Raw genomic sequence first — 26,378 nt, forward strand, 5'->3', positions numbered from 1 at the left:
GTCCGGTCGGCACGGCACCGGGAGAGCCCGAGGTGGCGCGGTGAGCGGACCGGCCGGACAGCTGAAGGGGCGGGCCGCGCGGCTCGCCCGGCTGATGCCCTCCGGGCCCAGCAACGCGGCCCGTACACCTTTCGTCCTGCTGGTCGTGCTGCTCCTCGGCGGCGGGCTGATCACCCTGCTGCTGCTGAATTCCGCGCTCAACGAGGGTTCGTTCAGGCTGAGCGAACTGAGGAAGCGGACCACCGAGCTCACCGACGAGCAGCAGGCGCTCCAGCACGACGTCGACGGATATTCGAAGCCCGACGCACTGGAGCGCCGCGCCCGCGAACTGGGCATGGTGCCCGGCGGCAGCCCCGCCTTCCTCAAACCCGACGGCACGGTCCGCGGCGTCCCCTCCGAGGCCACCGCCCCGCCGACTCCCGCAGCCCCCCGGCAGACCCAGCAGGCGGCGCCCCCGCCGCCCGCCGCTGCCTCGCCCAGCTCCACAGCGGCGGTCACCGGCTCGCCGTCGGCGCCGCCCGCGACGAAGCCCAGCACTTCGGCGGCCCCGCCCGCGACGAAGCCCGGCACCTCCGCAGCCCCGCCCGCGCAGCCGCGTACCCCGGCAAACCAGTCCTCGACGAGCCCCGGCAGGTGACGCAGTGCCCCCCAAGGAACCACCGCGCCGCCGGGTCCCCGGCCCCGCGCGTCCCCGTAGCGCCGCAGCCGGCTCCGGCCGCCCCCGGCCCGCCGCCCGCCGCCCGTCGTCCGCCGCGGCCGCGCCCCGTGCAAAGCGCCGCAGCGCCCCGCGCAAGGGATCGGCGCGACCGCTGCGGCTGGGCAGCCCGCGCCCCCGGCTCCGCCTGGTCAGCCTGGCGCTGACGCTCGTCATGCTGGCGTTCGTCGTGCGGCTCCTGCAGGTGCAGGCCGTCGATGCCAGCGCGTACGCGGCCAAGGCCGACAAGAACCGCTACCTGGAGTACACGGTCGCCGCCGAGCGCGGTGAGATCACCGACCGCAGCGGGATCGCCCTGGCCACCAGCGTCGACGCGTACAACATCACCGCCGACCCCAAGATGTTCACACCCGAGGACAGCAAGGCCCCGGACGCACCGGAGCAGGCCGCGGCCCTCCTCGCACCCATCCTCGGCGTCGAGGCCGGGGAGCTGACGAAGAAGCTGTCGAAGCCGAAGAGCCGGTACGCGGTGCTGGCCCGCCGCCAGACCCCGCAGGTCTGGAAGCAGATCAAGGACCTCAAGTCCGTTTTCGCCGAGAAGGCCCAGAAGGACAGGGTGAACGGCGGCACCGGGGCCAATGTGCTGGCCGGTGTCTTCCAGGAGACGACCACCAAGCGGGTCTACCCCAACGGTGGGCTCGCCGCCGGGATACTGGGTTACGTCAATGCCGAGGGCAAGGGTGCGGGCGGCCTCGAGTCACAGCTGGACAAGGAGCTCGCGGGCGAGGACGGCAAGATCAGGTACGCCCAGTCCGGCGGCCGCCGGGTGCCCACCGCGGGTACCAGCGAGGTTCCGGCGGTCGCGGGTTCCGACATCGAGCTGACCATCGACCGGGACATCCAGTGGGCCGCGCAGAAGGCCATCTCCGACCAGGTGAAGAAGTCCGGGGCGGACCGCGGCTATGTGATCGTGCAGAACGCGAAGACCGGCGAGGTCCTCGCCATGGCCAACGCCCCGGGATTCGACCCCAACGACCTCTCGCAGGCCGACGCGGCGTCGCTGGGCAACGCGGCGCTGCAGGACGTGTACGAACCGGGCTCCACCAGCAAGGTCATGTCCATGGCCGCCGTGCTGGAGGAGGGGGCGGCCACCCCCGGCACCCATGTCACCGTCCCCAACCGGCTGCACCGCGGCGACCGGCTCTTCAAGGACGACATCGACCACCCCACCTGGTACCTGACGCTCAACGGCGTACTCGCCAAGTCCAGCAACATCGGCACCATCCTGGCCACCGGGCAGCTCGGCAGGACCCAGCCGAAGGCCAACGAGGTCCTCTACTCGTATCTGCGCAAATTCGGCATCGGCCGTCCGACCGGACTGGACTACCCGGGTGAGACGCCCGGCATCCTCGCCAAGCCGCAGGACTGGTCGACCTCGCAGCAGTACACGATCCCGTTCGGCCAGGGACTCTCGCTCAACGCCATGCAGGCCGCCTCGGTCTACTCGACGATCGCCAACGGCGGCGTCCGGGTCCGGCCCACCCTGATCCGCGGAACCAAGGGCGCGGACGGCCGCTTCATCCCCGGTGCCGCCCCCGAACGGACCCGGGTGATCAGCAAGAAGACCGCGAAATCACTTGCGGGCATGCTGGAGTCGGTGGTCGGTGACGAGGAGGGCACCGGCACCAAGGCCCGCATCCCCGGATACCGGGTCGCGGGCAAGACCGGCACGGCCAACCGGGTCGACCCGGTCCGCGGCGGCTACCGCGGCTACACCGCGTCCTTCGCGGGCTTCGCGCCCGCCGACGACCCGCAGATCACCGTCTACTGCGCGATCCAGAACCCCACCAAGGGAAGCTACTTCGGCGGTCAGATCTGCGGTCCCATCTACAAGCAGGTCATGGAGTTCGCGCTGAAGACGCTCCAGACCCCACCGTCCGGCAGCGAGTCAGCCCGGCTGCCGGTGTCCTTCGATCCCGGCGAGTGAACTCGGGGAAACCAGCCAGTGACAACCATCACCCCCGAACCCGGGAACCGGAACGGAAACCACCGCAACCCTGCCCCCTCACTTAGCGAGGCGCCGGGTGCGCCCGGTACGCTCACCGCCGTGCCCCACGCTGAACAGTCCCAAACCACCCCGAAGGACGCCCCTGTGACCTACCCGGGAGCGCCCCGCCCGGATCGGCTGCGGCCGACCCCCCTCGGTGAACTGGCAGCCCGGCTGGGAGTCGATCCGCCGGGATCCGGTGAGGTCACCGGCATCACCCACGACTCCCGGGCGGTACGGCCCGGCGATGTGTACGCGGCGCTGCCCGGCGCCCGGCTGCACGGCGCCGACTTCGTCGCGCAGGCGGCCGGTCTCGGCGCTGCAGCGGTCCTCACCGACCCGGCGGGCGCCGAGCGCGCCGTCGCGACCGGGCTGCCGGTGCTGGTCACCGAGAACCCGCGCGGCCGGATGGGCGAACTCGCCGCCGAGATCTACGGGCGGCCCGGCGCCGACCTCCTCCAGATCGGGATCACCGGGACGTCCGGGAAGACCACCACCGCCTACCTCATCGAGGGCGGCTTCCGTGGCGCCGGACGCAGCACCGGCCTGATCGGCACCGTCGAGACGCGGATCGGCGACGAGCGCATCAAGTCCGAGCGCACCACCCCCGAAGCCACTGATCTCCAGGCCCTTTTCGCCGTCATGCGCGAGCGCGGCGTCGACGCGGTCACCATGGAGGTCTCCAGCCACGCCCTGGTGCTCGGCCGCGTCGACGGCTGCGTCTTCGACGTCGCCGTCTTCAACAACCTCAGCCCGGAGCACATGGAGTTCCACTCCGGTATGGAGGACTACTTCCAGGCCAAGGCGAAGCTGTTCACCCCGCAGCGGAGTCGGCAGGGCGTCGTCAACTTCGACGACGAGTACGGCCGCAGGCTGGTCACGGAGGCAACCGTCCCGGTCGTCACCTTCTCCGCCGAGGGCCACCCGGACGCCGACTGGCGCGCCGAGGACGTCGAGGTCGGGCCGCTGGGCTCCGCCTTCACGGCCGTCGGTCCCAAGGACGAACGGATCACGGCCAGGGCCCCGTTGCCCGGCCCGTTCAACGTCGCCAACACCCTCGCCGCGATCGTCACCCTCGCCGTCGCGGGCGTCGACCCGCAGACCGCGGCCGACGGCGTCGCCGCCGTCCCCGGCGTCCCGGGCCGGCTGGAGCGGGTGGACGCCGGCCAGCCGTACCTCGCGGTCGTCGACTACGCGCACAAGACCGACGCCGTCGAGTCGGTCCTGCGTTCGCTGCGCAAGGTGACCGAGGGCAAGCTGCACATCGTGCTCGGCTGCGGTGGCGACCGCGACATGACGAAACGCGGCCCGATGGGCGCCGCCGCGGCCCGCCTCGCCGACACCGCCGTACTGACCTCCGACAACCCTCGCTCCGAGGACCCCCTGGCCATCCTCGCCGCGATGCTCTCGGGCGCCGCCGAGGTGCCCGCACACGAGCGCGGTGACGTCCTCGTCGACGCCGACCGGGCCGCCGCCGTCGCCGCCGCGGTCGCCCGCGCCCGGCCCGGCGACACCGTGCTGATCGCCGGCAAGGGGCACGAACAGGGCCAGGACATCCACGGAGTGGTACGCCCCTTCGACGACCGTACGGTGCTGCGCGCGGCCATCGCACGGTCCCTGGGGCACGGGAGCGCCGAGGGCGCCCCGGAGCTCGCCCACACCCACGAGAACAACAGTCAGGGATGACCAAGTGATCGCCCTTACCCTCGCCGAGATCGCCGAAATCGTCGGCGGGCAGTCGCACGACATACCGGATGCGGCAGTGACCGTCAGCGGGCCCGTCGTCATCGACTCCCGACAGGTGCAGCAAGGCAGTCTGTTCGTCGCCTTCGCCGGCGAGCGGGTCGACGGCCACGACTACGCGCAGCGCGCCGTCGAGGCGGGCGCGGCAGCCGTACTCGCCGCCCGCCCCGTCGGTGTTCCAGCGATCGTCGTCGACGACGTCATGGCCGCGCTCGGCACCCTCGCCCGGACCGTCGTCGAACGCCTCGGTACCACTGTCGTCGCCCTCACCGGCTCCGCGGGCAAGACCTCGACCAAGGACCTGATCGCCCAACTCCTGGAGCGCAAGGGCCCCACCGTCTTCCCCGCGGGCAACCTCAACAACGAGATCGGCCTGCCGCTCACCGCCCTGCGCGCCACCGAGAAGACCGAGCACCTGGTCCTCGAAATGGGCGCCCGCTACATCGGCGACATCCGCTACCTCACCGGCCTGGTCCCGCCGCGGATCGGCCTCGTCCTCAACGTCGGCACCGCGCACATCGGCGAGTTCGGCGGCCGTGAGCAGATCGCGATCGCCAAGGGCGAGATGGTCGAGGCGCTCCCGGAGGACGGAGTCGCCGTCCTCAACGCCGACGACCCGCTCGTCCTCGCCATGTCCTCCCGCACGAAGGCCCGGGTTCTGCTCTTCGGTGAAGCCGCGGATGCGGACGTACGGGGAGAGAAGGTCCGTCTCACCGACGACGGCCGCCCCGCTTTCACGCTCCACACACCTACCGGGTGCAGCGATGTGACCATGCGCCTGTACGGTGAGCACCACGTGTCGAACGCGCTCGCCGCGGCCGCCGTCGCCCATGAGTTGGGCCTGTCCGTGGACGAGATCGCCGTCGCGCTCTCCGAGGCGGGCACCCTCTCCCGCTGGCGCATGGAGGTCACCGAGCGTCCGGACGGCGTGACGTTCGTCAATGACGCCTACAACGCGAACCCCGAATCCATGCGAGCAGCGCTGCGCGCGCTGGCCGCCATGGGGAAGGGACGGCGTACGTGGGCGGTGCTCGGCCCCATGGCCGAGCTCGGCGACGCCTCGCTCGCCGAGCACGACGCGGTCGGACGGCTCGCCGTCCGGCTCAACGTCAGCAAGCTCGTCGCGGTCGGGGGCAGAGAAGCCTCCTGGCTGCAACTGGGCGCATACAACGAGGGTTCGTGGGGTGAGGAGTCGGTGCACGTGTCCGACGCACAGGCGGCCGTCGACCTGTTGCGCAGTGAACTGCGCGCGGGAGACGTCGTGCTGGTGAAGGCGTCCCGGTCGGCCGGCCTGGAACAGGTCGCCCAGGCACTGCTGGAGAACTCGACCGAGGGCGAGGTCACCGGCCGATGAGGCAGATCCTCTTCGCGGGGGCCATCGGGCTCTTCCTGACCCTGGTCGGTACCCCGCTGCTCATCAAGCTCCTGGCCCGCAAGGGATACGGGCAGTTCATCCGTGACGACGGCCCGCGCAGCCACGGCAGCAAGAAGGGCACGCCCACCATGGGCGGCATCGCCTTCATCCTGGCCACGCTGATGGCGTACTTCCTGGCGAAGGTGATCACCGGCGAGCAGATGCGCTTCTCCGGTGTGCTGGTCCTGTTCCTGATGACCGGTATGGGTCTTGTCGGGTTCCTCGACGACTACATCAAGATCGTCAAGCAGCGTTCGCTGGGTCTGCGGGCCAAGGCGAAGATGGCCGGTCAGCTGATCGTCGGTATCGCCTTCGCGGTGCTGTCGCTCCAGTTCGCCGACGGCCGTGGCAACACCCCGGCCTCCACCAGGCTGTCGTTCGTCACGGACTTCGGCTGGTCGATCGGCCCGGTGCTGTTCGTGGTCTGGGCGCTGTTCATGATCCTCGCCATGTCCAACGGCGTGAATCTGACGGACGGTCTGGACGGCCTGGCCACCGGCGCGTCGGTGATGGTCTTCGGCGCGTACACGTTCATCGGGCTGTGGCAGTTCCAGGAGTCCTGCGCCAACGCGGTCTCCCTGACCAATCCCAACGCCTGCTTCGAGGTGCGCGACCCGCTCGACCTCGCGGTCGTCGCCTCCGCGCTGATGGGCGCCTGCTTCGGCTTCCTGTGGTGGAACACCTCGCCCGCCAAGATCTTCATGGGCGACACCGGTTCGCTGGCACTCGGCGGTGCGCTCGCCGGTCTCGCGATCTGCTCCCGCACCGAGTTCCTGATGGCGATCCTCGGCGGCCTCTTCGTGATGATCACCATGTCCGTGGTCATCCAGGTCGGTTCCTTCAAGATGACCGGCAAGCGGGTCTTCCGGATGGCGCCGCTCCAGCACCACTTCGAACTCAAGGGCTGGTCCGAAGTCCTTGTCGTGGTCCGCTTCTGGATCATCCAGGGCATGTGCGTGATCGTCGGACTCGGTCTCTTCTACGCAGGGTGGGCAGCCGCCAAGTGAGCAACCAGGACTGGCAGGGCAAGCACGTCACCGTCGCCGGACTCGGTGTCAGCGGGATCCCCGCTGCCCGTGTCCTGCACGGCCTCGGCGCCGTTGTCACGGTGGTCAACGACGGGGACGACGAGCGTTCCCGTGCGCAGGCCGCAGAGCTGGAGGCGCAAGGGATCACCGTGCGCCTCGGCGACGGGGCGACCCTGCCCGAGTCCACCGAGCTCATCGTCACCACCCCCGGCTGGAAGCCGGACAAGCCGCTCTTCGCAGCAGCCGCCGAGGCGGGCGTCCCGGTCTGGGGCGACGTCGAGCTCGCCTGGCGGCTGCGCGGTCCCGATGCGGCACCCTGGCTCGCGGTCACCGGCACCAACGGCAAGACCACGACCGTCCGGATGCTCGCCTCGATCCTGGAGGCGGCCGGGCTGCGCACCGCAGCCGTCGGCAACATCGGCGTCTCCCTCCTCGACGCCGTCCTCGGCGACGAGACCTACGACGTACTCGCCGTCGAGCTCTCCAGCTACCAGCTGCACTGGGCGCCCTCGCTGCGCGCCCACTCCGCGGCCGTTCTCAACCTGGCCCCGGACCACCTCGACTGGCACGGCTCCATGGAGGCGTACGTCGCGGACAAGGGCCGGATCTACGAGGGCAACCGGATCGCCTGCGTCTACAACGCGGCCGACCCGGCCACCGAGGACCTCGTCCGCGGTGCGGACGTGGAGGAGGGCTGTCGCGCCATCGGCTTCACCCTCGGCACCCCGGGCCCGTCCCAGCTGGGCGTCGTCGACGGCATCCTCGTCGACCGTGCCTTCGTGGCCAACCGGCAGAAGCAGGCCCAGGAGCTCGCCGAGGTCGCGGACGTCAACCCGCCCGCCCCGCACAACATCGCCAACGCCCTGGCGGCCGCGGCACTGGCCCGCGCCTTCGGCGTCGAACCCAGGGCGGTACGGGACGGTCTGCGGGCCTTCCGACCCGACGCGCACCGCATCGAACACGTCGCGGACGTCGCATCGGTGGCGTACATCGACGACTCCAAGGCCACCAACACCCATGCCGCGGAGGCATCCCTCGCGGCCTATGACCCGATCGTCTGGATCGCCGGCGGCCTCGCCAAGGGTGCCACGTTCGACGAGCTGGTGAGCGGCGCCGCCAAGCGTCTGCGGGGCGTCGTGCTGATGGGCACCGACCGGGCGCTGATCCGTGAAGCCCTCACGCGACACGCCCCCGAGGTCCCGGTCGTCGACCTCGACCGGACCGACACTGGGGCGATGTCCGAGGCGGTCCGCGAGGCGGCACGGCTCGCCCGGCCGGGAGACACCGTACTGATGGCCCCGGCCTGCGCTTCGATGGACATGTTCGCCAATTACAACAAGCGGGGCGAGGCATTCGCGGACGCGGTCCGCGCACTCGCCGACGAGAGCGCCTGACGGGCGCGGCCGCCGCGCCGTACTGTCCCGGACAACCGGGTTCGGGCGGCTCCGCCGCACGCCCTGGCCCTCGGCAGCAGCCCCGGGCACGAGCAGTGGAGGGGACAGCGACAATGCCGGCCGACGAGAGCTCCGCCGCGCACGGCACGGGCCGCCCACGGATCGGCCGGGTGCTCGCCCCACCCTTCCTGGCCGGACCCCCGGTGCCCGCCGGCCTCGCCCTGCGCGGCAGGCTGGCGAGCACCCGGCAGCCCGCCGTACCGCGCTCCAGGAGCCGCAGCGGCTCCGGCCCCCGCGCCCCCCGTGGCGGTGGTGTGCGGCGGCTGTACGAGCAGGCGCGCCGGGCCTGGGACCGCCCGCTGACCGCGTACTACCTGATCCTCGGCGCCGGGCTGCTGATCACCGTGCTCGGACTGGTGATGGTCTACTCCGCCTCGATGATCAAGGCGCTGGAGCTGTCGAAGCCCGGCACGTACTTCTTCCGCAAGCAGTTCCTCGCCGCCCTCATCGGTTCCGGACTGCTGTTCATGGCCTCCCGGATGCCCGTCAAACTCCACCGGGCGCTCGCCTACCCGCTGCTGATGGGCACGGTCTTCCTGATGATGCTGGTCCAGGTGCCCGGGATAGGGATGTCGGTCAACGGCAACCAGAACTGGCTCTACCTGGGCGGCCCCTTCCAGCTCCAGCCCAGCGAGTTCGGCAAGCTCGCCCTGATCCTCTGGGGCGCCGACCTGCTCGCCCGCAAACAGGACAAGCGGCTGCTGACGCAGTGGAAACACATGCTGGTGCCGCTCGTCCCGGTCGCCTTCATGCTCCTCGGGCTGATCATGCTCGGCGGCGACATGGGAACTGCGATCATTCTCACCGCGATCCTGTTCGGCCTGCTCTGGCTGGCCGGGGCGCCCACCCGGCTGTTCGGCGGGGTGCTCGCGGTCGCGGGAGTGCTGGCCTTCCTGCTGATCAAGACCAGTCCGAACCGGATGTCCCGGCTCAGTTGCATGGGCGTGAGCGAACCCGGGCCCGACGGCTCGTGCTGGCAGGCCGTCCACGGCATCTATGCTCTGGCATCCGGTGGATGGTTCGGATCCGGGCTGGGTGCAAGTGTGGAAAAATGGGGCCAACTACCCGAACCGCACACCGACTTCATCTTCGCCATCACCGGGGAGGAACTGGGTTTGGCGGGGACGCTGTCGGTGCTCGCCCTCTTCGCGGCTCTAGGCTATGCGGGTATCCGCGTGGCCGGACGCACGGAGGACCCCTTCGTGAGGTACGCCGCGGGAGGTGTGACCACCTGGATCACGGTTCAGGCCGTGATCAACATCGGTGCGGTGCTCGGCCTGCTGCCGATCGCCGGGGTCCCGCTCCCGCTGTTCTCCTACGGAGGATCGGCCCTGCTGCCGACCATGTTCGCGGTGGGGCTCCTGATCGCCTTCGCGCGTGAGGAGCCTGCTGCGAAGGCGGCCCTGGCCATGCGGAGGCCCGGGGTGAGATGGAAGACGATGAGACGGCGCGGCAAGAAGCGTCCGTCCGGAGAGCGGTGAATTTCGGTGCATGTCGTACTCGCCGGTGGGGGGACCGCCGGCCACATCGAGCCCGCGCTTGCCCTCGCGGATGCCCTGCGCAGGCAGGACCCGAGCGTGGGAATCACTGCCCTCGGCACGGAGCGCGGACTCGAGACCAGGCTCGTACCCGAGCGGGGGTACGAACTGGCGCTGATCCCGGCCGTGCCGCTGCCCCGCAAACCCACCCCGGAACTGATCACTGTCCCGGGACGGCTGCGCGGCACCATCAAGGCCGCCGAGCAGATCCTGGAACGCACGAAGGCGGACTGCGTGGTCGGCTTCGGCGGCTATGTCGCCCTGCCCGGCTACCTCGCCGCCAAGCGGGCGGGGGTGCCGATCGTGGTCCACGAGGCCAACGCCCGGCCGGGACTGGCCAACAAGATCGGTTCGCGGTACGCGCACGGGGTCGCCGTCTCCACGCCTGACAGCAAGCTGCGCGGTGCCCGCTACATCGGCATCCCGCTGCGCCGCACCATCGCCACCCTGGACCGGGCCCGGGTCCGGCCGGAGGCGCGCGACGCGTTCGGTCTCGACCCCAACCTGCCCACGCTGCTGGTCTCCGGCGGCTCGCAGGGCGCCCGCCATCTCAACGAGGTGGTCCAGCGGGTCGCCCCGCTGCTGCAGCGTTCCGGGATCCAGATCCTGCATGTGGTCGGCCCGAAGAACGAATTGCCGCGCATCGACAACATGCCCGGGATGCCGCCCTACATCCCGGTACCGTACGTGGACCGGATGGATCTTGCGTACGCCGCTGCCGACATGATGCTCTGCCGAGCGGGCGCGATGACCGTCGCCGAACTCTCCGCCGTCGGGCTCCCCGCCGCCTACGTCCCGCTGCCCATCGGCAACGGCGAACAGCGGCTCAACGCCCAGCCGGTGGTCAACGCGGGCGGCGGTCTGCTGGTGGACGATGCGGCGCTCACCCCCGAGTGGGTGCAGGGCAACGTCCTGCCGGTGCTTGCGGACCCGCACCGGTTGTACGAGATGTCCCGCGCCGCCGCCGAGTTCGGCCGCCGGGACGCCGACGACCTGCTCGTCGGCATGGTGTACGAGGCGATTGCCGCACGCCGGAGCGCGTGAGGCGGACGGGTCCGGGGGCGGTGCCCCTGGACCCGGCATAAGGAGCGAGCGTGGCCGGACCGACGACCGCCCAGCGCGGTGCAGGGCAGCAGACGGACGACCAGTCCCGCCCGCCGAGCCCCACCGGGCGCAGACGGCCCAGCCGCAGACTGCTGCTCGTGATCGCCGTGGCCGCCCTGCTGCTCGCCTCGGGGGTCGTCTGGGCGCTCTACGGCTCGTCCTGGTTCCGGGTGGAACAGGTCAGGACCACCGGCGTCGACGTGCTGACCCCCGCGGAGGTGGAGTCCGCCGCGGCGGTGCCGATCGGCGCCCCGCTGGTCTCCGTGGACACGGACGCCATGGCCGCCCGGTTGCGCCAGAAGTTGCCTCGTATCGACTCGGTGGATGTCGTACGGTCATGGCCGCACGAAATCGGACTTAAAGTGACCGAACGGCAGCCGGTCCTGTTGGTAAAAAAGGGCGCAAAGTTCATTGAAGTGGACGCAAAAGGTGTCCGTTTCGCCACGGTGGACAAAGCGCCCGGGCGTGTACCCCTGCTCGAATTGACACCCGCCCAGTCAGCCAGCCTGCGCCGCTTCGGCAGTGGCCGGCTGGTGCGGGAAGCGGTCCGGGTCGCGGGCGGACTTCCCCGCGCAGTCGCCAAGGGCACCCAGGTCGTACGAGTCACCTCGTACGACTCGATCTCCCTGGAGCTGACCGGGGGGCGCACGGTGGTCTGGGGCAGCAGCGAGGAGGGGGCGGTGAAGGCAAGAGTTCTCACCGCTCTCATGAAAGCGGCTCCCAAAGCGGGACACTTCGACGTGAGTGCACCCACCGCTCCCGCCGCCTCGGGTGGTTGACGGGCATTTGGCCTGGCCAGCACCCTGGTTGGTCAGCGCTACGGGTGATCACATAGGGTGAAAAGAAAAACGGGAGGTTCGGCGTGTTCGTTGAACGTGCGCCACTTGTCGACTTAGTGTCCTGTTCGGAAGAGTCCAAGAAGCAGACACACTGGTAACCCTAAACTTCAACGTTAGGGTTTGGGTCGGCGTCGGACCGTCCCAATCGGCATCCGTCGTCGCGGCGGGACTACCGCGAAGCGACGACACGTAAATCGAGGCGAGAGGCCTTCGACGTGGCAGCACCGCAGAACTACCTCGCAGTCATCAAGGTCATCGGTGTCGGCGGCGGTGGTGTCAATGCCATCAACCGAATGATCGAGGTCGGTCTCAAGGGCGTCGAGTTCATCGCGATCAACACTGATGCGCAAGCCCTGTTGATGAGCGACGCCGACGTCAAGCTCGACGTCGGCCGTGAACTCACCCGTGGCCTCGGCGCCGGGGCGAACCCGGCCGTCGGTCGCAAGGCGGCAGAGGACCACCGTGAGGAGATCGAGGAGGTCCTCAAGGGGGCCGACATGGTCTTCGTCACCGCCGGAGAGGGCGGCGGCACCGGCACCGGCGGCGCACCCGTCGTCGCCAACATCGCGCGCTCGCTCGGCGCCCTGACGATCGGTGTGGTCACCCGCCCGTTCACCTTCGAGGGCCGGCGTCGCGCGAACCAGGCGGAGGACGGCATCGCCGAGCTCCGCGAAGAGGTCGACACCCTCATTGTCATTCCCAACGACCGACTGCTGTCCATCTCGGACCGCCAGGTCAGCGTGCTCGACGCGTTCAAGTCGGCCGACCAGGTGCTGCTCTCGGGTGTCCAGGGCATCACCGACCTCATCACCACCCCGGGTCTGATCAACCTCGACTTCGCCGACGTCAAGTCGGTCATGTCCGAGGCCGGATCGGCGCTCATGGGCATCGGCTCGGCCCGCGGCGACGACCGCGCGGTGGCCGCGGCGGAGATGGCGATCTCCTCGCCGCTCCTGGAGGCGTCCATCGACGGCGCCCGTGGTGTCCTGCTCTCCATCTCCGGCGGCAGCGACCTCGGCCTCTTCGAGATCAACGAGGCGGCGCAGCTGGTGAGCGAGGCGGCACACCCCGAGGCGAACATCATCTTCGGTGCGGTCATCGACGACGCGCTGGGAGACGAGGTCCGGGTCACCGTGATCGCCGCGGGCTTCGACGGCGGGCAGCCGCCCGCCCGTCGCGAGAACGTCCTGGGTGCGGGTGCCGGGAAGCGTGAGGAGTCGGTGCCGCCGGTCCGGGCCGCCGAGCCGGTGCGCCAGACGGGCGGGCTCGGTTCCGTCACGCAGCGGGAGGAGCCCCCGGCCCCGGCCGAGTCCGTGCCGGTGGCGAACGAGACCCCGATGCCGCCGGTCTCGACGCCGCACGTCCCGCCGGCCCGTCCCTACCAGGACTCCCAGGCCGAAGAGCTGGATGTCCCGGACTTCTTGAAGTGATAACTCAGCACCACGCAGTGACCCCGGAGTCATCGGGGTATCGCGCTCACTTCGCCTTCACCGACAGGTGGGGCGGGGTGAGCGCCGCTCCGTACGGGGAACTCAACCTCGGCGGCGCGGTCGGCGACGAACCCGCAGCCGTTCTCGCCAACCGGGAGGCGGCCGCCCGGGGTCTCGGTCTCGATCCGGCGCAGGTCGTCTGGATGAACCAGGTGCACGGGCGGGACGTGGCCGTCGTCGACGGACCCTGGGGAGAGCGTGCGGAGCCCCCCGCGGTGGACGCGGTGGTGACCGCGCGGCGCGGACTCCCGCTCGCCGTTCTCACCGCAGACTGCACCCCCGTACTTCTCGCCGACCCGGTCGCCGGGATCGCGGCGGCGGCACACGCGGGCCGCCCCGGTCTGGTCGCCGGAGTCGTCCCCGCCGTCGTCGAGGCCATGGTCGGGCTCGGCGCGGACATCTCCCGGATCACCGCGCACACCGGACCGGCCGTCTGCGGACGGTGTTACGAAGTTCCGGCGGAGATGCGATCCGATGTCGCCGAAGCCGTTCCCGCATCGTGGTCCGAGACGAGCTGGGGGACACCGGCCGTGGACGTCACCGCCGGAGTCCACGCCCAACTCGAGGCCCTGGGGGTGCGCGACCGGCACACGTCGTCAATCTGCACCCTCGAATCGGGCGACCACTTCTCGTACCGCCGCGACCGCACCACTGGGCGGCTCGCCGGATATGTCTGGCTGGACTGATAGGACATGACGGACCGTAGGACTCAACTCGCCGCAAATCTGGCACAGGTGGAGGAGCGTATTGCCTCAGCCTGTATCGCCGCCGGTCGCAAAAGGGAAGAAGTGACCCTCATTGTGGTCACGAAGACCTACCCCGCGAGCGATGTGCGGATCCTGCATGAACTCGGTGTGCGTCATGTCGCGGAGAATCGTGATCAGGACGCCGCACCCAAGGCGGCCGCTTGCGCGGATCTGTCGCTCACATGGCACTTTGTCGGACAATTGCAGACGAATAAGGTTCGTTCTGTGGCGAGTTATGCCGATGTCGTGCAGTCCGTGGACCGGGTCAAGTTGGTCACGGCCCTCTCGGTCGCCGCGGTGCGCGACGGGCGCGAACTCGGGTGCCTCATCCAGGTCGCACTCGACGCGGAGAGCGGTGAGCGCGGGGCCCGGGGCGGCGTCGCGCCGGACGGGATCGACGAGTTGGCTGCCGCGGTGGAGGCGGCGCCGGGGCTCCGGCTCGACGGTCTGATGACCGTGGCGCCGCTCGCCGGACCGTACGCGGGACGGCAACGGGCGGCATTCGACCGGCTGATGGAATTCTCATCCCGCCTGCGCGGGAACCATCCGGCTGCGAACATGGTCTCTGCCGGAATGAGTGCGGACCTCGAGGAAGCGATTGCGGCCGGAGCGACACATGTGCGCGTCGGTACGGCGGTACTCGGAGTCCGACCCAGGCTCCGGTAACGTCGCCAAGCAAGTCGGACCACAGCAGAAAATATGGTCATTCCCGCCAATGGCGGGCAGGCCTGAGTGGATCGCGGGGCACTTGGTGACAGATGCCGATCCACCACAGAGCGGAGGACTCAGAGCATGGCCGGCGCGATGCGCAAGATGGCGGTCTACCTCGGCCTCGTGGAGGACGATGGCTACGACGGTCCGGGGTTCGACCCCGACGACGAATTCGAACCCGAGCCGGAGCCGGAGCGCGACCGGCGGAGGCATCAGCCCGCGCATCAGGTGGAGCGGGATCGCGAGCGGGACGAACCGGTACGAGTGGTGCAGCCTCCCGCGCAGCGGGAACCGGTTCAGATCCCGGCGGAGAGCGTGCGACCCGCCCGGATTGCACCCGTGGCATCCATCACACCTGAACGCCCGAACATGGAGAAGAACGCACCGGTGATCATGCCCAAGGTTGTGTCCGAGCGGGAGCCCTACCGCATCACCACGTTGCACCCCCGGACCTACAACGAGGCCCGTACCATCGGGGAACACTTCCGTGAGGGCACTCCGGTGATCATGAATCTCACGGAGATGGACGATACGGACGCGAAGCGACTTGTCGACTTTGCCGCAGGACTCGTCTTCGGTCTCCATGGCAGCATTGAACGGGTGACGCAGAAGGTGTTCCTGTTGTCGCCTGCTAACGTCGATGTCACGGCGGAGGACAAGGCCCGCATCGCTGAGGGCGGATTCTTCAACCAGAGCTGAGAACACGACACCGGGAACAACCCGGCCGCAAGGCCGGAGCTACGAGAGCCAGGGGAGAGGGAAGCGCGAAATGGGCGTCGCACTGCAAGTTGTCTATATCGCGTTGATGTGTTTCCTCATCGTGCTGATCTTCCGGCTGGTCATGGACTACGTCTTCCAGTTCGCACGTTCATGGCAGCCCGGCAAGCCGATGGTGGTGCTTCTCGAGGCCACCTACACTGTCACCGATCCACCGCTCAAGCTTCTGCGGCGGTTCATTCCGCCGCTGCGTCTCGGGGGCGTGGCACTCGACCTGTCCTTCTTCGTTCTGATGATCATCGTCTACATCCTGATCTCGATCGTGACCAGGCTGTGAACGATACGGTCTTGCCGACTGCCGACGACTACGTAGAGGTGAAGAAGAGATGCCGCTGACCCCCGAGGACGTGCGGAACAAGCAGTTCACGACCGTCCGCCTCCGAGAAGGCTATGACGAGGACGAGGTCGATGCCTTCCTCGACGAGGTCGAGTCCGAGCTGACCCGCCTGCTCCGTGAGAACGAGGACCTGCGCGCCAAGCTGGCCGCTGCCACGCGTGCCGCCGCGCAGAACCAGCAGCAGCAAGGTATGCGTAAGCCGGAGCCGCAGGATCGTCCCGGTGCACCGGTGCCCGCCGCCATATCTGGTCCGCCGGTCCAGCAGCAGCCCCCGCAGATGGGTCCGCCCCAGCTGCCCGGTGGTGCTCCGCAGCTGCCCGCCGGTCCCAGTGGTCACGGTCCCCAGCAGCACGGCCCCGGCCCGCAGGGCCAGCACGGCCCTGGCCCGATGCAGGGCGGTCCCATGGGTGGCCCGATGGGCGGTCCCATGGGTCACGCGCCGCAGCAGCAGATGCAGCAGATGCAGCAGCCGCAGATGCAGCAGCCCGGTCAGGGCCCCGGTGGCGACAGTGCCGCCCGTGTCCTCTCGCTCGCGCAGCAGACCGCCGACCAGGCGATCGCGGAGGCCCGTTCCGAGGCCAACAAGATCGTCGGCGAGGCGCGCAGCCGTGCCGAGGGCCTGGAGCGCGACGCGCGTGCCAAGGCGGACGCGCTGGAGCGGGACGCGCAGGAGAAGCACCGCGTGGCGATGGGCTCGCTGGAGTCGGCCCGCGCGACGCTGGAGCGCAAGGTCGAGGACCTGCGTGGCTTCGAGCGCGAGTACCGGACCCGTCTGAAGTCGTACCTGGAGAGCCAGCTGCGTCAGCTGGAGACCCAGGCCGACGACTCGCTGGCCCCGCCGCGGACTCCGGCAGCCGCTTCGTTGCCGCCGTCGCCCTCGCTGGCTCCGGCCGGTGCGGGTGCCATGGGTCACACCATGGGTGGCAGCCACGGCAGCCCGCAGATGGGCGGCAACCCGTCCATGGGCGGTGGGCCCTCCTACGGCGGCCAGCAGCAGATGTCGCCGGCGATGACTCAGCCGATGGCACCGGTGCGGCCGCAGGCGCCGCAGCCGATGCCGCAGGCGCCGTCGCCGATGCGTGGGTTCCTGATCGACGAGGACGACAACTGAGCGGGTTGCGCGCGCTGAGCGCGTAGCCGTCGGCAGGCTGAGGGCCGGGCCCCGGGGTTTTCCCCGGGGCTCGGCCCTTTGCCGTGGGCGGGGGTGGGGGAGCCTGCTGAGCCTGTTCGCCTACGCGCCCCCTTCCGGGCCGGGGCTCCGCCCCTGACCCCGCGCCTCGAACGCCGACAAGGCCGGTCATGGGGCGGGACCCCGGTTTTCGGGAAGGGGCGGGTAGGGGAACAGCGAAAGGCCCGGCCGGAACGTGTCCGGCCGGGCCTCTCGTCGTATGGGTTACTGCTCCGTCCTGCGGAGGCGGAACGTCAGCGCCAGGCCCTCGTCCTCGAACGGAGTTCCGTACGTCCCGTCCGCCTCGCCCTGCGCGTAGTCCAGCGCCAGCACCTCGTCCGCGATGAGCGGCGCATGCTCGGTCAGCGCCTCCACCGTCGCGGGGGACGTGGACGTCCAGCGGACGGCGATGCGGTCCGCCACGTCCAGGCCGCTGTTCTTGCGGGCCTCCTGGATTAGCCGGATCGCGTCACGGGCCAGGCCCGCACGACGCAGCTCCGGGGTGATCTCCAGGTCGAGCGCGACCGTCGCACCCGAGTCGGACGCCACCGACCAGCCCTCGCGCGGCGTCTCGGTGATGATCACCTCGTCGGGGGCGAGGGTGACTGTCTCGCCGTCGACCTCGACCGACGCCGTGCCCTCGCGCAGGGCCAGGGAGAGCGCCGCCGCGTCGGCGTTCGCGACCGCCTTCGCGACCGCCTGGACGCCCTTGCCGAACCGCTTGCCCAGCGCCCGGAAGTTCGCCTTCGCGGTCGTGTCGACCAGCGAGCCGCCGACCTCCGAGAGGGAGGCGAGCGAGGAGACGTTCAGCTCCTCGGTGATCTGGGCGTGCAGCTCGGGGGAGAGCGACTCGAAGCCCGAAGCCGCGACCAGGGCACGGGACAGCGGCTGGCGGGTCTTGACGCCCGATTCGGCGCGCGTCGCGCGGCCGAGCTCGACCAGGCGGCGCACCAGCGCCATCTGCGTGGAGAGCGCCGGGTCGATCGCGGCCAGGTCCGCCTTCGGCCAGGAGGACAGGTGCACCGACTCCGGGGAGTCCGTGGTCACCGGGACGACGAGGTCCTGCCAGACCCGCTCGGTGATGAACGGGGTCAGCGGGGCCATCAGACGTGTGACCGTCTCGATGACCTCGTGCAGCGTGCGCAGTGCCGCCTTGTCGCCCTGCCAGAAGCGGCGGCGGGAGCGGCGCACGTACCAGTTGGACAGGTCGTCCACGAACGCGGACAGGAGCTTGCCGGCGCGCTGGGTGTCGTACCCCTCCAGCGCCTGCGTGACCTGGTCCACCAGTGCGTTCAGCTCGCTGAGCAGCCAGCGGTCGAGGACTGTGCGGTCCGCCGGGGCCGGGTCGGCCGCGGACGGCGCCCAGTTCGACGTGCGCGCGTACAGCGCCTGGAAGGCGACCGTGTTCCAGTACGTGAGGAGGGTCTTGCGCACGACCTCCTGGATCGTGCCGTGGCCCACGCGCCGCGCGGCCCACGGGGAGCCGCCCGCCGCCATGAACCAGCGGACCGCGTCCGCGCCGTGCTGGTCCATGAGCGGGATCGGCTGGAGGATGTTGCCCAGGTGCTTGGACATCTTCCGGCCGTCCTCGGCGAGGATGTGACCCAGGCAGACCACGTTCTCGTACGAGGACTTGTCGAAGACCAGCGTGCCGACGGCCATCAGCGTGTAGAACCAGCCGCGGGTCTGGTCGATGGCTTCGGAGATGAACTGCGCCGGGTAACGGCTCTCGAAGAGTTCCTTGTTCTTGTACGGGTAGCCCCACTGCGCGAACGGCATCGAACCCGAGTCGTACCAGGCGTCGATGACCTCCGGGACGCGGTACGCCTCCAGCTGGCAGTTCTCGTGCGAGCAGGTGAACGTGATCGCGTCGATGAACGGACGGTGCGGGTCCAGGTCCGACTGGTCGGCGCCGGTGAGCTCGGTGAGCTCGGCACGGGAGCCGACACAGGTGAGGTGGTTGTCCTCGCAGCGCCAGATCGGCAGCGGGGTGCCCCAGTAGCGGTTGCGGGACAGCGCCCAGTCGACGTTGTTGTTCAGCCAGTCGCCGAAGCGGCCGTTCTTGACCGAGTCGGGGAACCAGTTGGTCTTCTCGTTCTCTTCGAGGAGCCGGTTCTTGATGGCGGTCGTACGGATGTACCAGGACGGCTGCGCGTAGTAGAGCAGCGCGGTGTGGCAGCGCCAGCAGTGCGGGTAGCTGTGCTCGTAGGGGACGTGGCGGAAGAGCTTGCCGCGGGCGGCCAGGTCCTCGGTGAGCGCCTCGTCGGCCTTCTTGAAGAAGACGCCGCCGACCAGCGGCAGGTTCTCCTCGAAGGTGCCGTCGGGGCGGACCGGGTTCACGACCGGCAGGCCGTAGGCGCGGCAGACCTTGAGGTCGTCCTCACCGAAGGCAGGGGACTGGTGGACCAGACCCGTACCGTCCTCGGTCGTCACGTACTCGGCGTTGACGACGAAGTGCGCCGGGACGCTGTCGCTCGGGAAGTCGACGAGTGCGAACGGGCGCTCGTACGTCCAGCGCTCCATCTCACGGCCGGTGAAGGACTGGCCGGTGAGCTCCCAGCCCTCGCCGAGTGCCTTCTCCAGGAGGGGCTGGGCGACGACGAGCTTCTCCTCGCCGTTGCTCGCGACGACGTACGTGACGTCGGGGTGCGCGGCGACGGCGGTGTTGGAGACCAGGGTCCACGGGGTGGTCGTCCAGACCAGCAGCGCGGCCTCGCCGGCCAGCGGGCCGGAGGTGAGCGGGAAGCGTACGAAGACCGAGGGGTCGACGACCGTCTCGTAACCCTGCGCCAGCTCGTGGTCCGAGAGGCCGGTGCCGCAGCGCGGACACCACGGGGCGACGCGGTGGTCCTGGACCAGCAGGTCCTTGTTGAAGATCTCCTTCAGGGACCACCAGACGGAGTCGACGTACGACGGGTCCATCGTGCGGTACGCGTCGTCCAGGTCGACCCAGTAGCCCATTCGGGTCGTGAGCTCGGTGAACGCGTCCGTGTGGCGGGTCACGGACTCGCGGCACTTGGCGTTGAACTCGGCGATGCCGTACGCCTCGATGTCCTTCTTGCCGTTGAAGCCCAGCTCCTTCTCGACCGCGAGCTCGACCGGCAGTCCGTGGCAGTCCCAGCCGGCCTTGCGGCCCACGTGGTAGCCCTGCATGGTGCGGAAGCGGGGGAAGACGTCCTTGAAGACGCGGGCCTCGATGTGGTGGGCGCCGGGCATGCCGTTGGCGGTCGGCGGGCCCTCGTAGAAGACCCACTCGGGGCGGCCCTCGGACTGTTCAAGGGTCTTGGCGAAGACCTTGCTCTCGCGCCAGAAGTCGAGCACGGCGTGCTCCAGCGCGGGAAGGTCGACCTGGGCGGGTACCTGGCGGTACTGCGGCGATGTCATGGGCGAGATTCCTCCGGCGGACGTTTTCCACTTCCGTCGGAGGGACGAGAACCGTGCGGTTCCCGCGGTACCACCCTCCTTGGCCCCGGGTGTGCGCCCGTGGCCCCCTCATTGGGGTCGCGATGCCGGTTCTACTTGCCTTGCGGCGTTCTTCCGACGACTCCGGGTGATCTTCACGACGCGCTCGCCCCCAGGCTTCCACCGTCCCCGGGTCGCTCCTGGCTGCGTACGACGCTACTCGTCCCATCCACGCCTCTCGCTGGGCCCAGTGTACGGGCCCGTACGGGCGACGGCCGACCGGTTTATCCGGGGGCGCGGGCGTGACCCGAATGGCGAGACGGGGCGCGCGGAGTCCCGGTGGGGCGCGGAGGGCGGATTACCGGGCGGGGAGCTGGGAACAACGGTTTCAGGCGCGCGCTGATCCGACACGGGGAGGGGCGATTCGGCGGCGTGCCCCGTTGCCGCGGGGCTGGGGTCGATTTATCGTCCCAGCACGATTCGCGTGCAAGATCACAATATGTGAAGGGGCCGCGGCCATGGTGGCGAAGAAGACCGCCGTACAGAAGTCGGCGTCAGCGAGATCCACGGGCGCGGCGGCCGAGGAGACGAACGCAGACGCGGGCACGGAGACCGTCCTGGAGCCGGTTCCGGTGAAGGCCGCGGCAAAGAAGACCGCAGCGAGGAAGGCTGCGGTGAGGAAGACCGCGGCACGGAAGACGGCCGCGCACGAGGCGGACGGAGAGCGGACGGCCGACGGTGACACCGGCGGCGGGCACGCGGCACCTGGCACGAAGGCCGCGGCGAGGAAGAACGCGGTCAAGAAGGCTTCGAAGAAGGCCGCTGAGGCGGCCATGGGGGCGGTCGAGGCCGCCGAGCAGACGGGAGCCCACACGGTGGTAGCCAAGAAGAGCGCAGCCCGGACCCGCACGTCCGGCAAGGACGCGGCGCCGGTGCCGCTTGCCCGGGTCGCCGCCGCGACGGCGCCCGGGGATCTGGCCGTACGGCCGGGCGAGGACCCCTGGACGCCCGAGGAGGTCGCGGAGGCCCGGGCCGAGCTGGCCAGCGAGGTCATGCGGCTCCGCAGCGAGCTGGAGGCGTCGGGTGCGGCGCTCGCCGGGCTGATGCGCGACTCCGGTGACGGGGCCGGTGACGACGAGGCGGACACCGGCACGAAGAACATCACGCGTGAGCACGAGATGGCGCTCGCCGCCAACGCCACGGAGATGCTGGAGCAGACCGAGCGGGCGCTGGCCCGGCTCGACGCGGGGACCTACGGACTGTGCGAGATCTGCGGCAATCCGATCGGCAAGGCGCGGATGCAGGCGTTCCCCCGGGCGACGCTCTGTGTCGAGGACAAACAGAAGCAGGAGCGTCGCGGCTGATTCAGGGAGGTGTGTCGTACCCTCGTCTTCGGTCAGGAACCTAGGTTGAGGGACTCACGTGGCAGAGGCGGAGCGCATCATCGGTACGCCGGACATCCCTGATGCTGAGGGGACCGGGGGCCCCGAGGACGAGGTCCGGGGTGAGACCGTCGGGGACACGGGCGCGGACACGGACCGGGCCGAGGCCCCCGGCAAGGGCAAGCGGAAGATCATGGTGCTCTTCGCCGTGGCCGTCGTCGCCTATCTGCTCGACCTGAGCAGCAAGATGATCGTGGTCGCGAAGCTGGAGCACCAGCAGCCCATCGAGATCTTCGGTGAGTGGCTGCGTTTCGACGCCATCCGGAACGCGGGCGCCGCCTTCGGTATCGGCGAGGCGTTCACGGTGATCTTCACCGCCATCGCGGCGACGGTGATCGTGGTCATCGCCCGCCTCGCCCGCAAGCTCTACAGCCTGCCGTGGGCGATCGCGCTCGGTCTGCTGCTCGGCGGTGCGCTCGGCAACCTCACCGACCGGATCTTCCGCTCGCCCGGTCTCTTCAAGGGCGCGGTGGTCGACTTCATCGCCCCCGCGCACTTCGCCGTCTTCAACCTCGCGGACTCCGCCATCGTCTGCGGCGGCATCCTGATCGTGATCCTTTCCTTCAAGGGCCTGGACCCCGACGGCACCGTGCACAAGGACTAGCAGGGGCAAGGCATACTCGACTGGTGAGTACGTATCCCGAGGTCCGCACCCTGCCCGTTCCCGACGGTCTGGAAGGCGAGCGTGTCGACGCCGCCATTTCCCGCATGTTCGGCTTCTCCCGCACCAAGGCCGCCGAGCTGGCCGCTGCCGGGAAGGTGCTGGTGGACGGCGCTGCGGTCGGGAAGTCCGAGCGGGTGCAGGGCGGTGCCTGGCTGGAAGTGGAGATGCCCCAGGCACCCGCTCCGGTGCAGGTCGTCGCCGAGCCCGTCGAGGGCATGGAGATCGTGCACGACGACGACGACGTCGTCGTGATCGTGAAGCCGGTCGGGGTCGCAGCCCACCCGAGCCCCGGCTGGACCGGCACGACGGTCATCGGCGGTCTCGCCGCGGCCGGTTACCGGATCTCGACCTCGGGCGCCGCCGAGCGCCAGGGCATCGTCCACCGCCTCGACGTCGGCACCTCGGGCCTGATGGTCGTCGCCAAGTCCGAGCGGGCCTACACGCTGCTGAAGGGCCAGTTCCGCGACCGGGTCGTCGAGAAGAAGTACCACGCGCTGGTCCAGGGACACCCGGACCCGATGAGCGGCACCATCGACGCCCCCATCGGGCGCCACCCCACGCACGACTACAAGTGGGCGGTCACGGCCGAGGGCAAGCCCTCCGTGACGCACTACGACCTGATCGAGGCGTACCGGTCCGCGAGCCTCCTCGACATCAAGCTGGAGACGGGCCGTACGCACCAGATCCGGGTGCACATGTCCGCGCATCGCCACCCCTGCGTCGGCGACCTGACATACGGCGCCGACCCGACGGTGGCCAAGCGCCTCGGGCTGACGCGGCAGTGGCTGCACGCGGTCCGGCTCGGCTTCGAGCACCCGTCGGACGGCAGCTGGGTGGAGTTCGCCAGCAGCTACCCGGACGACCTGCAGCAGGCCCTCGACAGGATTGCGGCGGAAAGCCAGTGACCACCGGAACCCCGGCCCCGTACACCACGCGCACAGCCGTCGACGAGAGCGACCTCGCGGCCTGTTTCCAGGTCCGCAAGGAGGTCTTCGTCGGCGAGCAGAACGTGCCCGAGGAGATCGAGTACGACGCCTACGACGCGGACGCGCTGCATGTGATCGCCGTCGCGGCGGACGGTACGGCGCTCGGTACGGGACGGCTGCTGCACGGCGCGGGCGTGGCCGCCAAGACCGGTGGCGACCTCACCGTCGGCTCGCTCGGACGCCTCGCGGTGACCAGCCGGGCACGCGGTCTCGGGGTCGGCGCGGCGCTGGTCCGCGCCATCGAGGACGCGGCCCGCGGTCTCGGTCTGGCCGCGGTGGACCTGCACGCCCAGACCCATGCGCTCGGCTTCTACGAGCGGCTCGGGTACGTGGTGTACGGCCCCGAGTTCCCGGATGCGGGGATCCCCCACCGGGCGATGCGCCGCAGCCTGTAGATCACACCGGGCGCCGCTCCGGTCGTACGGACCGGAACGGCACCCTCGCACACGTCTCCGTCAGCCCGGCAGACCCCAGCGCGTCCAGGTTCCGTTCGACGGCACGTCGCGCGGACCCGGCTCCGGGCGACGCGCGCCGTGCGGTGTGATCACCGCCGTGCCGCCGCGTGGCAGGGTGACCGTGATCCGGCCCGGACCGGAGTCCCGCCAGTGCAGCGGGCGCCCGTGCCCGTCCCGTACGTCGATGCGGCCCGTGATCGAGTGCTCCAGGGTCAGCGGGGCGCCGGCCTCGCTGTGCACCCGTACCCAGCGCGTGGCGCCGCCGGCGCGGTCCGCGTCCACCAGGAACGCACCCTGGGTGCGCAGTGACGCGATCGAGGCGTCCGCCCAGCGCTCCGACACGGACGGGAAGACCTTCACCACCCCTTCGTGGCCCTGCACCACCATGTCGAGCATCGACTGCGCGGCGGAGAGCGGGGACTCCAGGGCGAGGTTCTTGCCCTCCCGGTACATCGTGTTGACCGTCATCCGGCAGTCCGCGACCACCTTCAGATCCGTGAAGAACGTCAGATGGTCCAACGCCTTCTCGGGCTCGTCCATGACCGAGTACATGGACGAGGCGGTCGCGTAGCTGTAGCCGTGCCACAGCTGCTGCATGGAGACCCAGTGGTCCATGGAGCGCCGCATCACCTCACGGTCTTCCACCCGGTCCCAGTTCCGCTCGCGCAGCGGGTAGAGCCAGAGCAGATGCGAGTGGTGCCGGTGCGAGTCGGCGAGCGGGACATCTTTGCCGATCATGACACCGGCCGCCGGGTCCTCGGCGTACGGAGTGAGCCGGCGCTCGATGTCCTGCCAGCGCTTCAGCCGCGGATCGTTGTTCCGCAGCAGTTTCGCCGAGGCGATGAGAGTGCGCACACCCCAGCGGATGAGCGAGAGGTCGTACGTGCAGTCCGCGGCGTTGGCGTACTCGGGGGAGCGGGTCTCCAGCAGATGCAGCCTGCCGTCCGGGCCCTCGTGCAGGAAGTGCGCATAGAAGTTGATGGCCCTGGCGAGGATCGGGTACACCACGTCGCGCAGGACTTTGAGGTCCATCGAGTGCCGGTAGGACTGCCAGACGTTGTGCAGGGCCCAGGTGAGGTTGCCGAAGTTGTCGGAGATGTGGTCCGAGCCTGGCGCGCCCACGTCGTAGGTGTCGCCGGCCCGCAGCTGCCAGTCGGAGGGGTGGCCCAGCGCGTAGCTCTCGCCGTCGCGGTATTCGGCCGGGACGGAGGCCGGCAGGTTGTGCTCGAAGCGGCGGAAGGCGTTTGTCACGGAGTCGAGTTCGGGATGGTTGGAACCGTGGATCGGTGCCGTACCGATCTGGACGTTGAGGTTCCACCAGACCGCGGTCCAGTTGTTGCCGATCTCCGGGAACCACGGCCCCCACTCGGAGATCGTCGGTCCCTCGGCGCGGGTCGACGCGGCGAGCTTGTAGAGCTGGATGAGGTAGAAGCTCTGCAGCCGCTTGTCCGGTACGGAGAGGAAGCTGCGCCGGTAGTACGCGTGCCACCAGCGGCGGTGACGGTCCACCAGCTTCTCCGGATCGATGGTGAGCGTACGGTCCACCGCCCGTAGCGCCTCGTCCGTCGCCTCCGTCACCTGGCCGGGGAACCGGTACACGAGGTGCGCGGCGAGCAGCCTGCCGGTGCCCTCGCTCCGTTCGCGCCAGGCGATGCTCCAGCCGCCGCCCGCGAGCAGCGGCTGCTCGACGAAGCCGTCGCCGACCCGGGGGTCGGGGTTGGGCGTGTAGTCCGCCGGTTTGCCGCTGCTGCGAGTGGTCGCGGCGCGCAGCCACTGGAAGGACCAGGCCGCGGACTCCTCGCCGGGGGTGGGCCGGGTGGAGATCAGCAGGGCCCCGGTGTCGTTCTGCACGAGAGCGGAGAAAGTGAGGGAGCCGCGGGTGGTGGTGACGGTGCCGCGCAGCTCGGCGTCGTACGGGTCCAGTGTCCAGTCGACGTCCGTGATCTCCCCGGCGAGGGTGAGGGTGAAGTAGCCGATGGGGAGCCGGGAGAAGCCGATGCCGCCGCGCCACTGGCCGCGCTGGTCCTGCACCTGGCTGTGACTGATCATCAGCTTCAGGGTGTCGGCGGTCCTTCCCGCGTACAGCTGGGCGCCGAGGTAGCCGTTGGCGAGGAAGGGCGCCTCCTGCCAGCCGGTCGGGAGCCGGCGCCAGGTCGGGGCGGCATCGCGGACGGTCTGCTCGTACGGGTCGGCGTGCGGGCTGCCGGAGGCTGCGGGGGCGGGTGCGGCCCAGGCGGTACGGGATCCGGCGAGCCAGAGGGCGGTGGTGCCGGCCGCCGCGGTGCCCACGAAGTGCCTTCGGGAGAACTCGGTCACGGTCTCTCCAGTCAGTCATATATGTGGTGGAGGTTCTCGTCCCTGAATCGCGCACATTGCAT

The 26,378-nt window shown here is 69.9% G+C and carries 21 protein-coding genes; 19 read left to right on the top strand and 2 right to left on the bottom strand.

Translation table 11 applies throughout. The features are described from left to right. Positions 1-40 precede the first annotated feature (40 nt). From ACFU8W_RS08865 to ACFU8W_RS08935, 15 genes are all read left to right on the top strand, one after another. Complete coding sequence (locus tag ACFU8W_RS08865) at positions 41-637, top strand: septum formation initiator family protein (RefSeq protein ID WP_384033753.1); 597 nt, start codon at positions 41-43, stop codon at positions 635-637. 4 nt (positions 638-641) lie between these two features. Further along, complete coding sequence (locus ACFU8W_RS08870; protein ID WP_384033756.1) at positions 642-2,642, top strand: peptidoglycan D,D-transpeptidase FtsI family protein; 2,001 nt, start codon at positions 642-644, stop codon at positions 2,640-2,642. An 18-nt stretch (positions 2,643-2,660) separates the two neighbouring features. Next, a complete protein-coding gene (locus ACFU8W_RS08875; RefSeq protein ID WP_384033759.1) occupies positions 2,661-4,388 on the top strand; it encodes a UDP-N-acetylmuramoyl-L-alanyl-D-glutamate--2,6-diaminopimelate ligase in 1,728 nt (575 codons plus the stop codon). Positions 4,389-4,392: 4 nt separating this feature from the next. Further along, a complete protein-coding gene (gene murF, locus ACFU8W_RS08880) occupies positions 4,393-5,799 on the top strand; it encodes a UDP-N-acetylmuramoyl-tripeptide--D-alanyl-D-alanine ligase (RefSeq protein ID WP_345514584.1) in 1,407 nt (468 codons plus the stop codon). Then, positions 5,796-6,866: a phospho-N-acetylmuramoyl-pentapeptide-transferase gene (gene mraY / locus ACFU8W_RS08885; RefSeq protein WP_266986653.1), complete on the top strand. Its 1,071-nt coding sequence runs from the start codon at positions 5,796-5,798 to the stop codon at positions 6,864-6,866. Before murF ends, mraY begins: the two co-directional genes overlap by 4 nt. Further along, positions 6,863-8,281: a UDP-N-acetylmuramoyl-L-alanine--D-glutamate ligase gene (gene murD / locus ACFU8W_RS08890; RefSeq protein WP_384033765.1), complete on the top strand. Its 1,419-nt coding sequence runs from the start codon at positions 6,863-6,865 to the stop codon at positions 8,279-8,281. The genes mraY and murD overlap by 4 nt, the downstream gene beginning before the upstream one ends. A 113-nt stretch (positions 8,282-8,394) precedes the next feature. Beyond that, positions 8,395-9,822, top strand: a complete 1,428-nt coding sequence (gene ftsW, locus ACFU8W_RS08895; protein WP_384033768.1) for a putative lipid II flippase FtsW — start codon at positions 8,395-8,397, stop codon at positions 9,820-9,822. 6 nt (positions 9,823-9,828) lie between these two features. After that, the gene (murG, locus tag ACFU8W_RS08900) at positions 9,829-10,923 is read left to right on the top strand and encodes an undecaprenyldiphospho-muramoylpentapeptide beta-N-acetylglucosaminyltransferase (RefSeq protein ID WP_384033771.1); all 1,095 of its coding nucleotides are present in this window, start codon (positions 9,829-9,831) and stop codon (positions 10,921-10,923) included. A 50-nt stretch (positions 10,924-10,973) separates the two neighbouring features. After that, the gene (locus ACFU8W_RS08905) at positions 10,974-11,762 is read left to right on the top strand and encodes a cell division protein FtsQ/DivIB (protein ID WP_384033774.1); all 789 of its coding nucleotides are present in this window, start codon (positions 10,974-10,976) and stop codon (positions 11,760-11,762) included. Positions 11,763-12,037: 275 nt separating this feature from the next. After that, positions 12,038-13,252, top strand: coding sequence for a cell division protein FtsZ (gene ftsZ, locus ACFU8W_RS08910; RefSeq protein ID WP_384033777.1), 1,215 nt, complete (start codon positions 12,038-12,040; stop codon positions 13,250-13,252). Then, positions 13,249-13,998 carry a peptidoglycan editing factor PgeF gene (gene pgeF, locus ACFU8W_RS08915; protein WP_345514592.1) on the top strand — a complete coding sequence of 250 codons (750 nt, stop codon included), beginning with the start codon at positions 13,249-13,251 and terminating at the stop codon, positions 13,996-13,998. Before ftsZ ends, pgeF begins: the two co-directional genes overlap by 4 nt. A 6-nt stretch (positions 13,999-14,004) precedes the next feature. Beyond that, positions 14,005-14,724, top strand: coding sequence for a YggS family pyridoxal phosphate-dependent enzyme (locus ACFU8W_RS08920; RefSeq protein WP_384033780.1), 720 nt, complete (start codon positions 14,005-14,007; stop codon positions 14,722-14,724). A 126-nt stretch (positions 14,725-14,850) separates the two neighbouring features. Continuing rightward, a complete protein-coding gene (locus ACFU8W_RS08925) occupies positions 14,851-15,468 on the top strand; it encodes a cell division protein SepF (protein ID WP_030972886.1) in 618 nt (205 codons plus the stop codon). Positions 15,469-15,538: 70 nt separating this feature from the next. Further along, positions 15,539-15,823 carry a YggT family protein gene (locus tag ACFU8W_RS08930; RefSeq protein ID WP_037697102.1) on the top strand — a complete coding sequence of 95 codons (285 nt, stop codon included), beginning with the start codon at positions 15,539-15,541 and terminating at the stop codon, positions 15,821-15,823. Positions 15,824-15,872: 49 nt separating this feature from the next. Next, positions 15,873-16,994: a DivIVA domain-containing protein gene (locus ACFU8W_RS08935; RefSeq protein WP_384033785.1), complete on the top strand. Its 1,122-nt coding sequence runs from the start codon at positions 15,873-15,875 to the stop codon at positions 16,992-16,994. Between the two features lie 282 nt (positions 16,995-17,276). Here ACFU8W_RS08935 and ileS read toward each other — a convergent pair whose 3' ends face one another. Next, entirely contained in the window at positions 17,277-20,435 is a 3,159-nt protein-coding gene (gene ileS, locus ACFU8W_RS08940) for an isoleucine--tRNA ligase (protein WP_384033788.1), read from the bottom strand. Positions 20,436-20,971: 536 nt separating this feature from the next. Here ileS and ACFU8W_RS08945 point away from each other — a divergent pair. From ACFU8W_RS08945 to ACFU8W_RS08960, 4 genes are read left to right on the top strand one after another with little or no spacing between them, the layout of a single operon-like run. Next, entirely contained in the window at positions 20,972-21,817 is an 846-nt protein-coding gene (locus ACFU8W_RS08945) for a TraR/DksA family transcriptional regulator (protein WP_384033791.1), read from the top strand. Between the two features lie 58 nt (positions 21,818-21,875). Next, entirely contained in the window at positions 21,876-22,499 is a 624-nt protein-coding gene (lspA, locus tag ACFU8W_RS08950; RefSeq protein WP_384033794.1) for a signal peptidase II, read from the top strand. Positions 22,500-22,522: 23 nt separating this feature from the next. Beyond that, a complete protein-coding gene (locus ACFU8W_RS08955) occupies positions 22,523-23,464 on the top strand; it encodes an RluA family pseudouridine synthase (protein ID WP_384033797.1) in 942 nt (313 codons plus the stop codon). After that, entirely contained in the window at positions 23,461-23,940 is a 480-nt protein-coding gene (locus ACFU8W_RS08960; RefSeq protein WP_384033800.1) for a GNAT family N-acetyltransferase, read from the top strand. Before ACFU8W_RS08955 ends, ACFU8W_RS08960 begins: the two co-directional genes overlap by 4 nt. A 60-nt stretch (positions 23,941-24,000) precedes the next feature. Here the strand turns inward: ACFU8W_RS08960 and ACFU8W_RS08965 are convergent, their stop codons facing one another. Next, positions 24,001-26,316, bottom strand: a complete 2,316-nt coding sequence (locus tag ACFU8W_RS08965) for a hypothetical protein (RefSeq protein WP_384033803.1) — start codon at positions 26,314-26,316, stop codon at positions 24,001-24,003. Positions 26,317-26,378 lie beyond the last annotated feature (62 nt).

The organism is Streptomyces sp. NPDC057565 (assembly GCF_042801455.1).
Taxonomy (GTDB): Bacteria; Actinomycetota; Actinomycetes; order Streptomycetales; family Streptomycetaceae; genus Streptomyces; species Streptomyces yanii.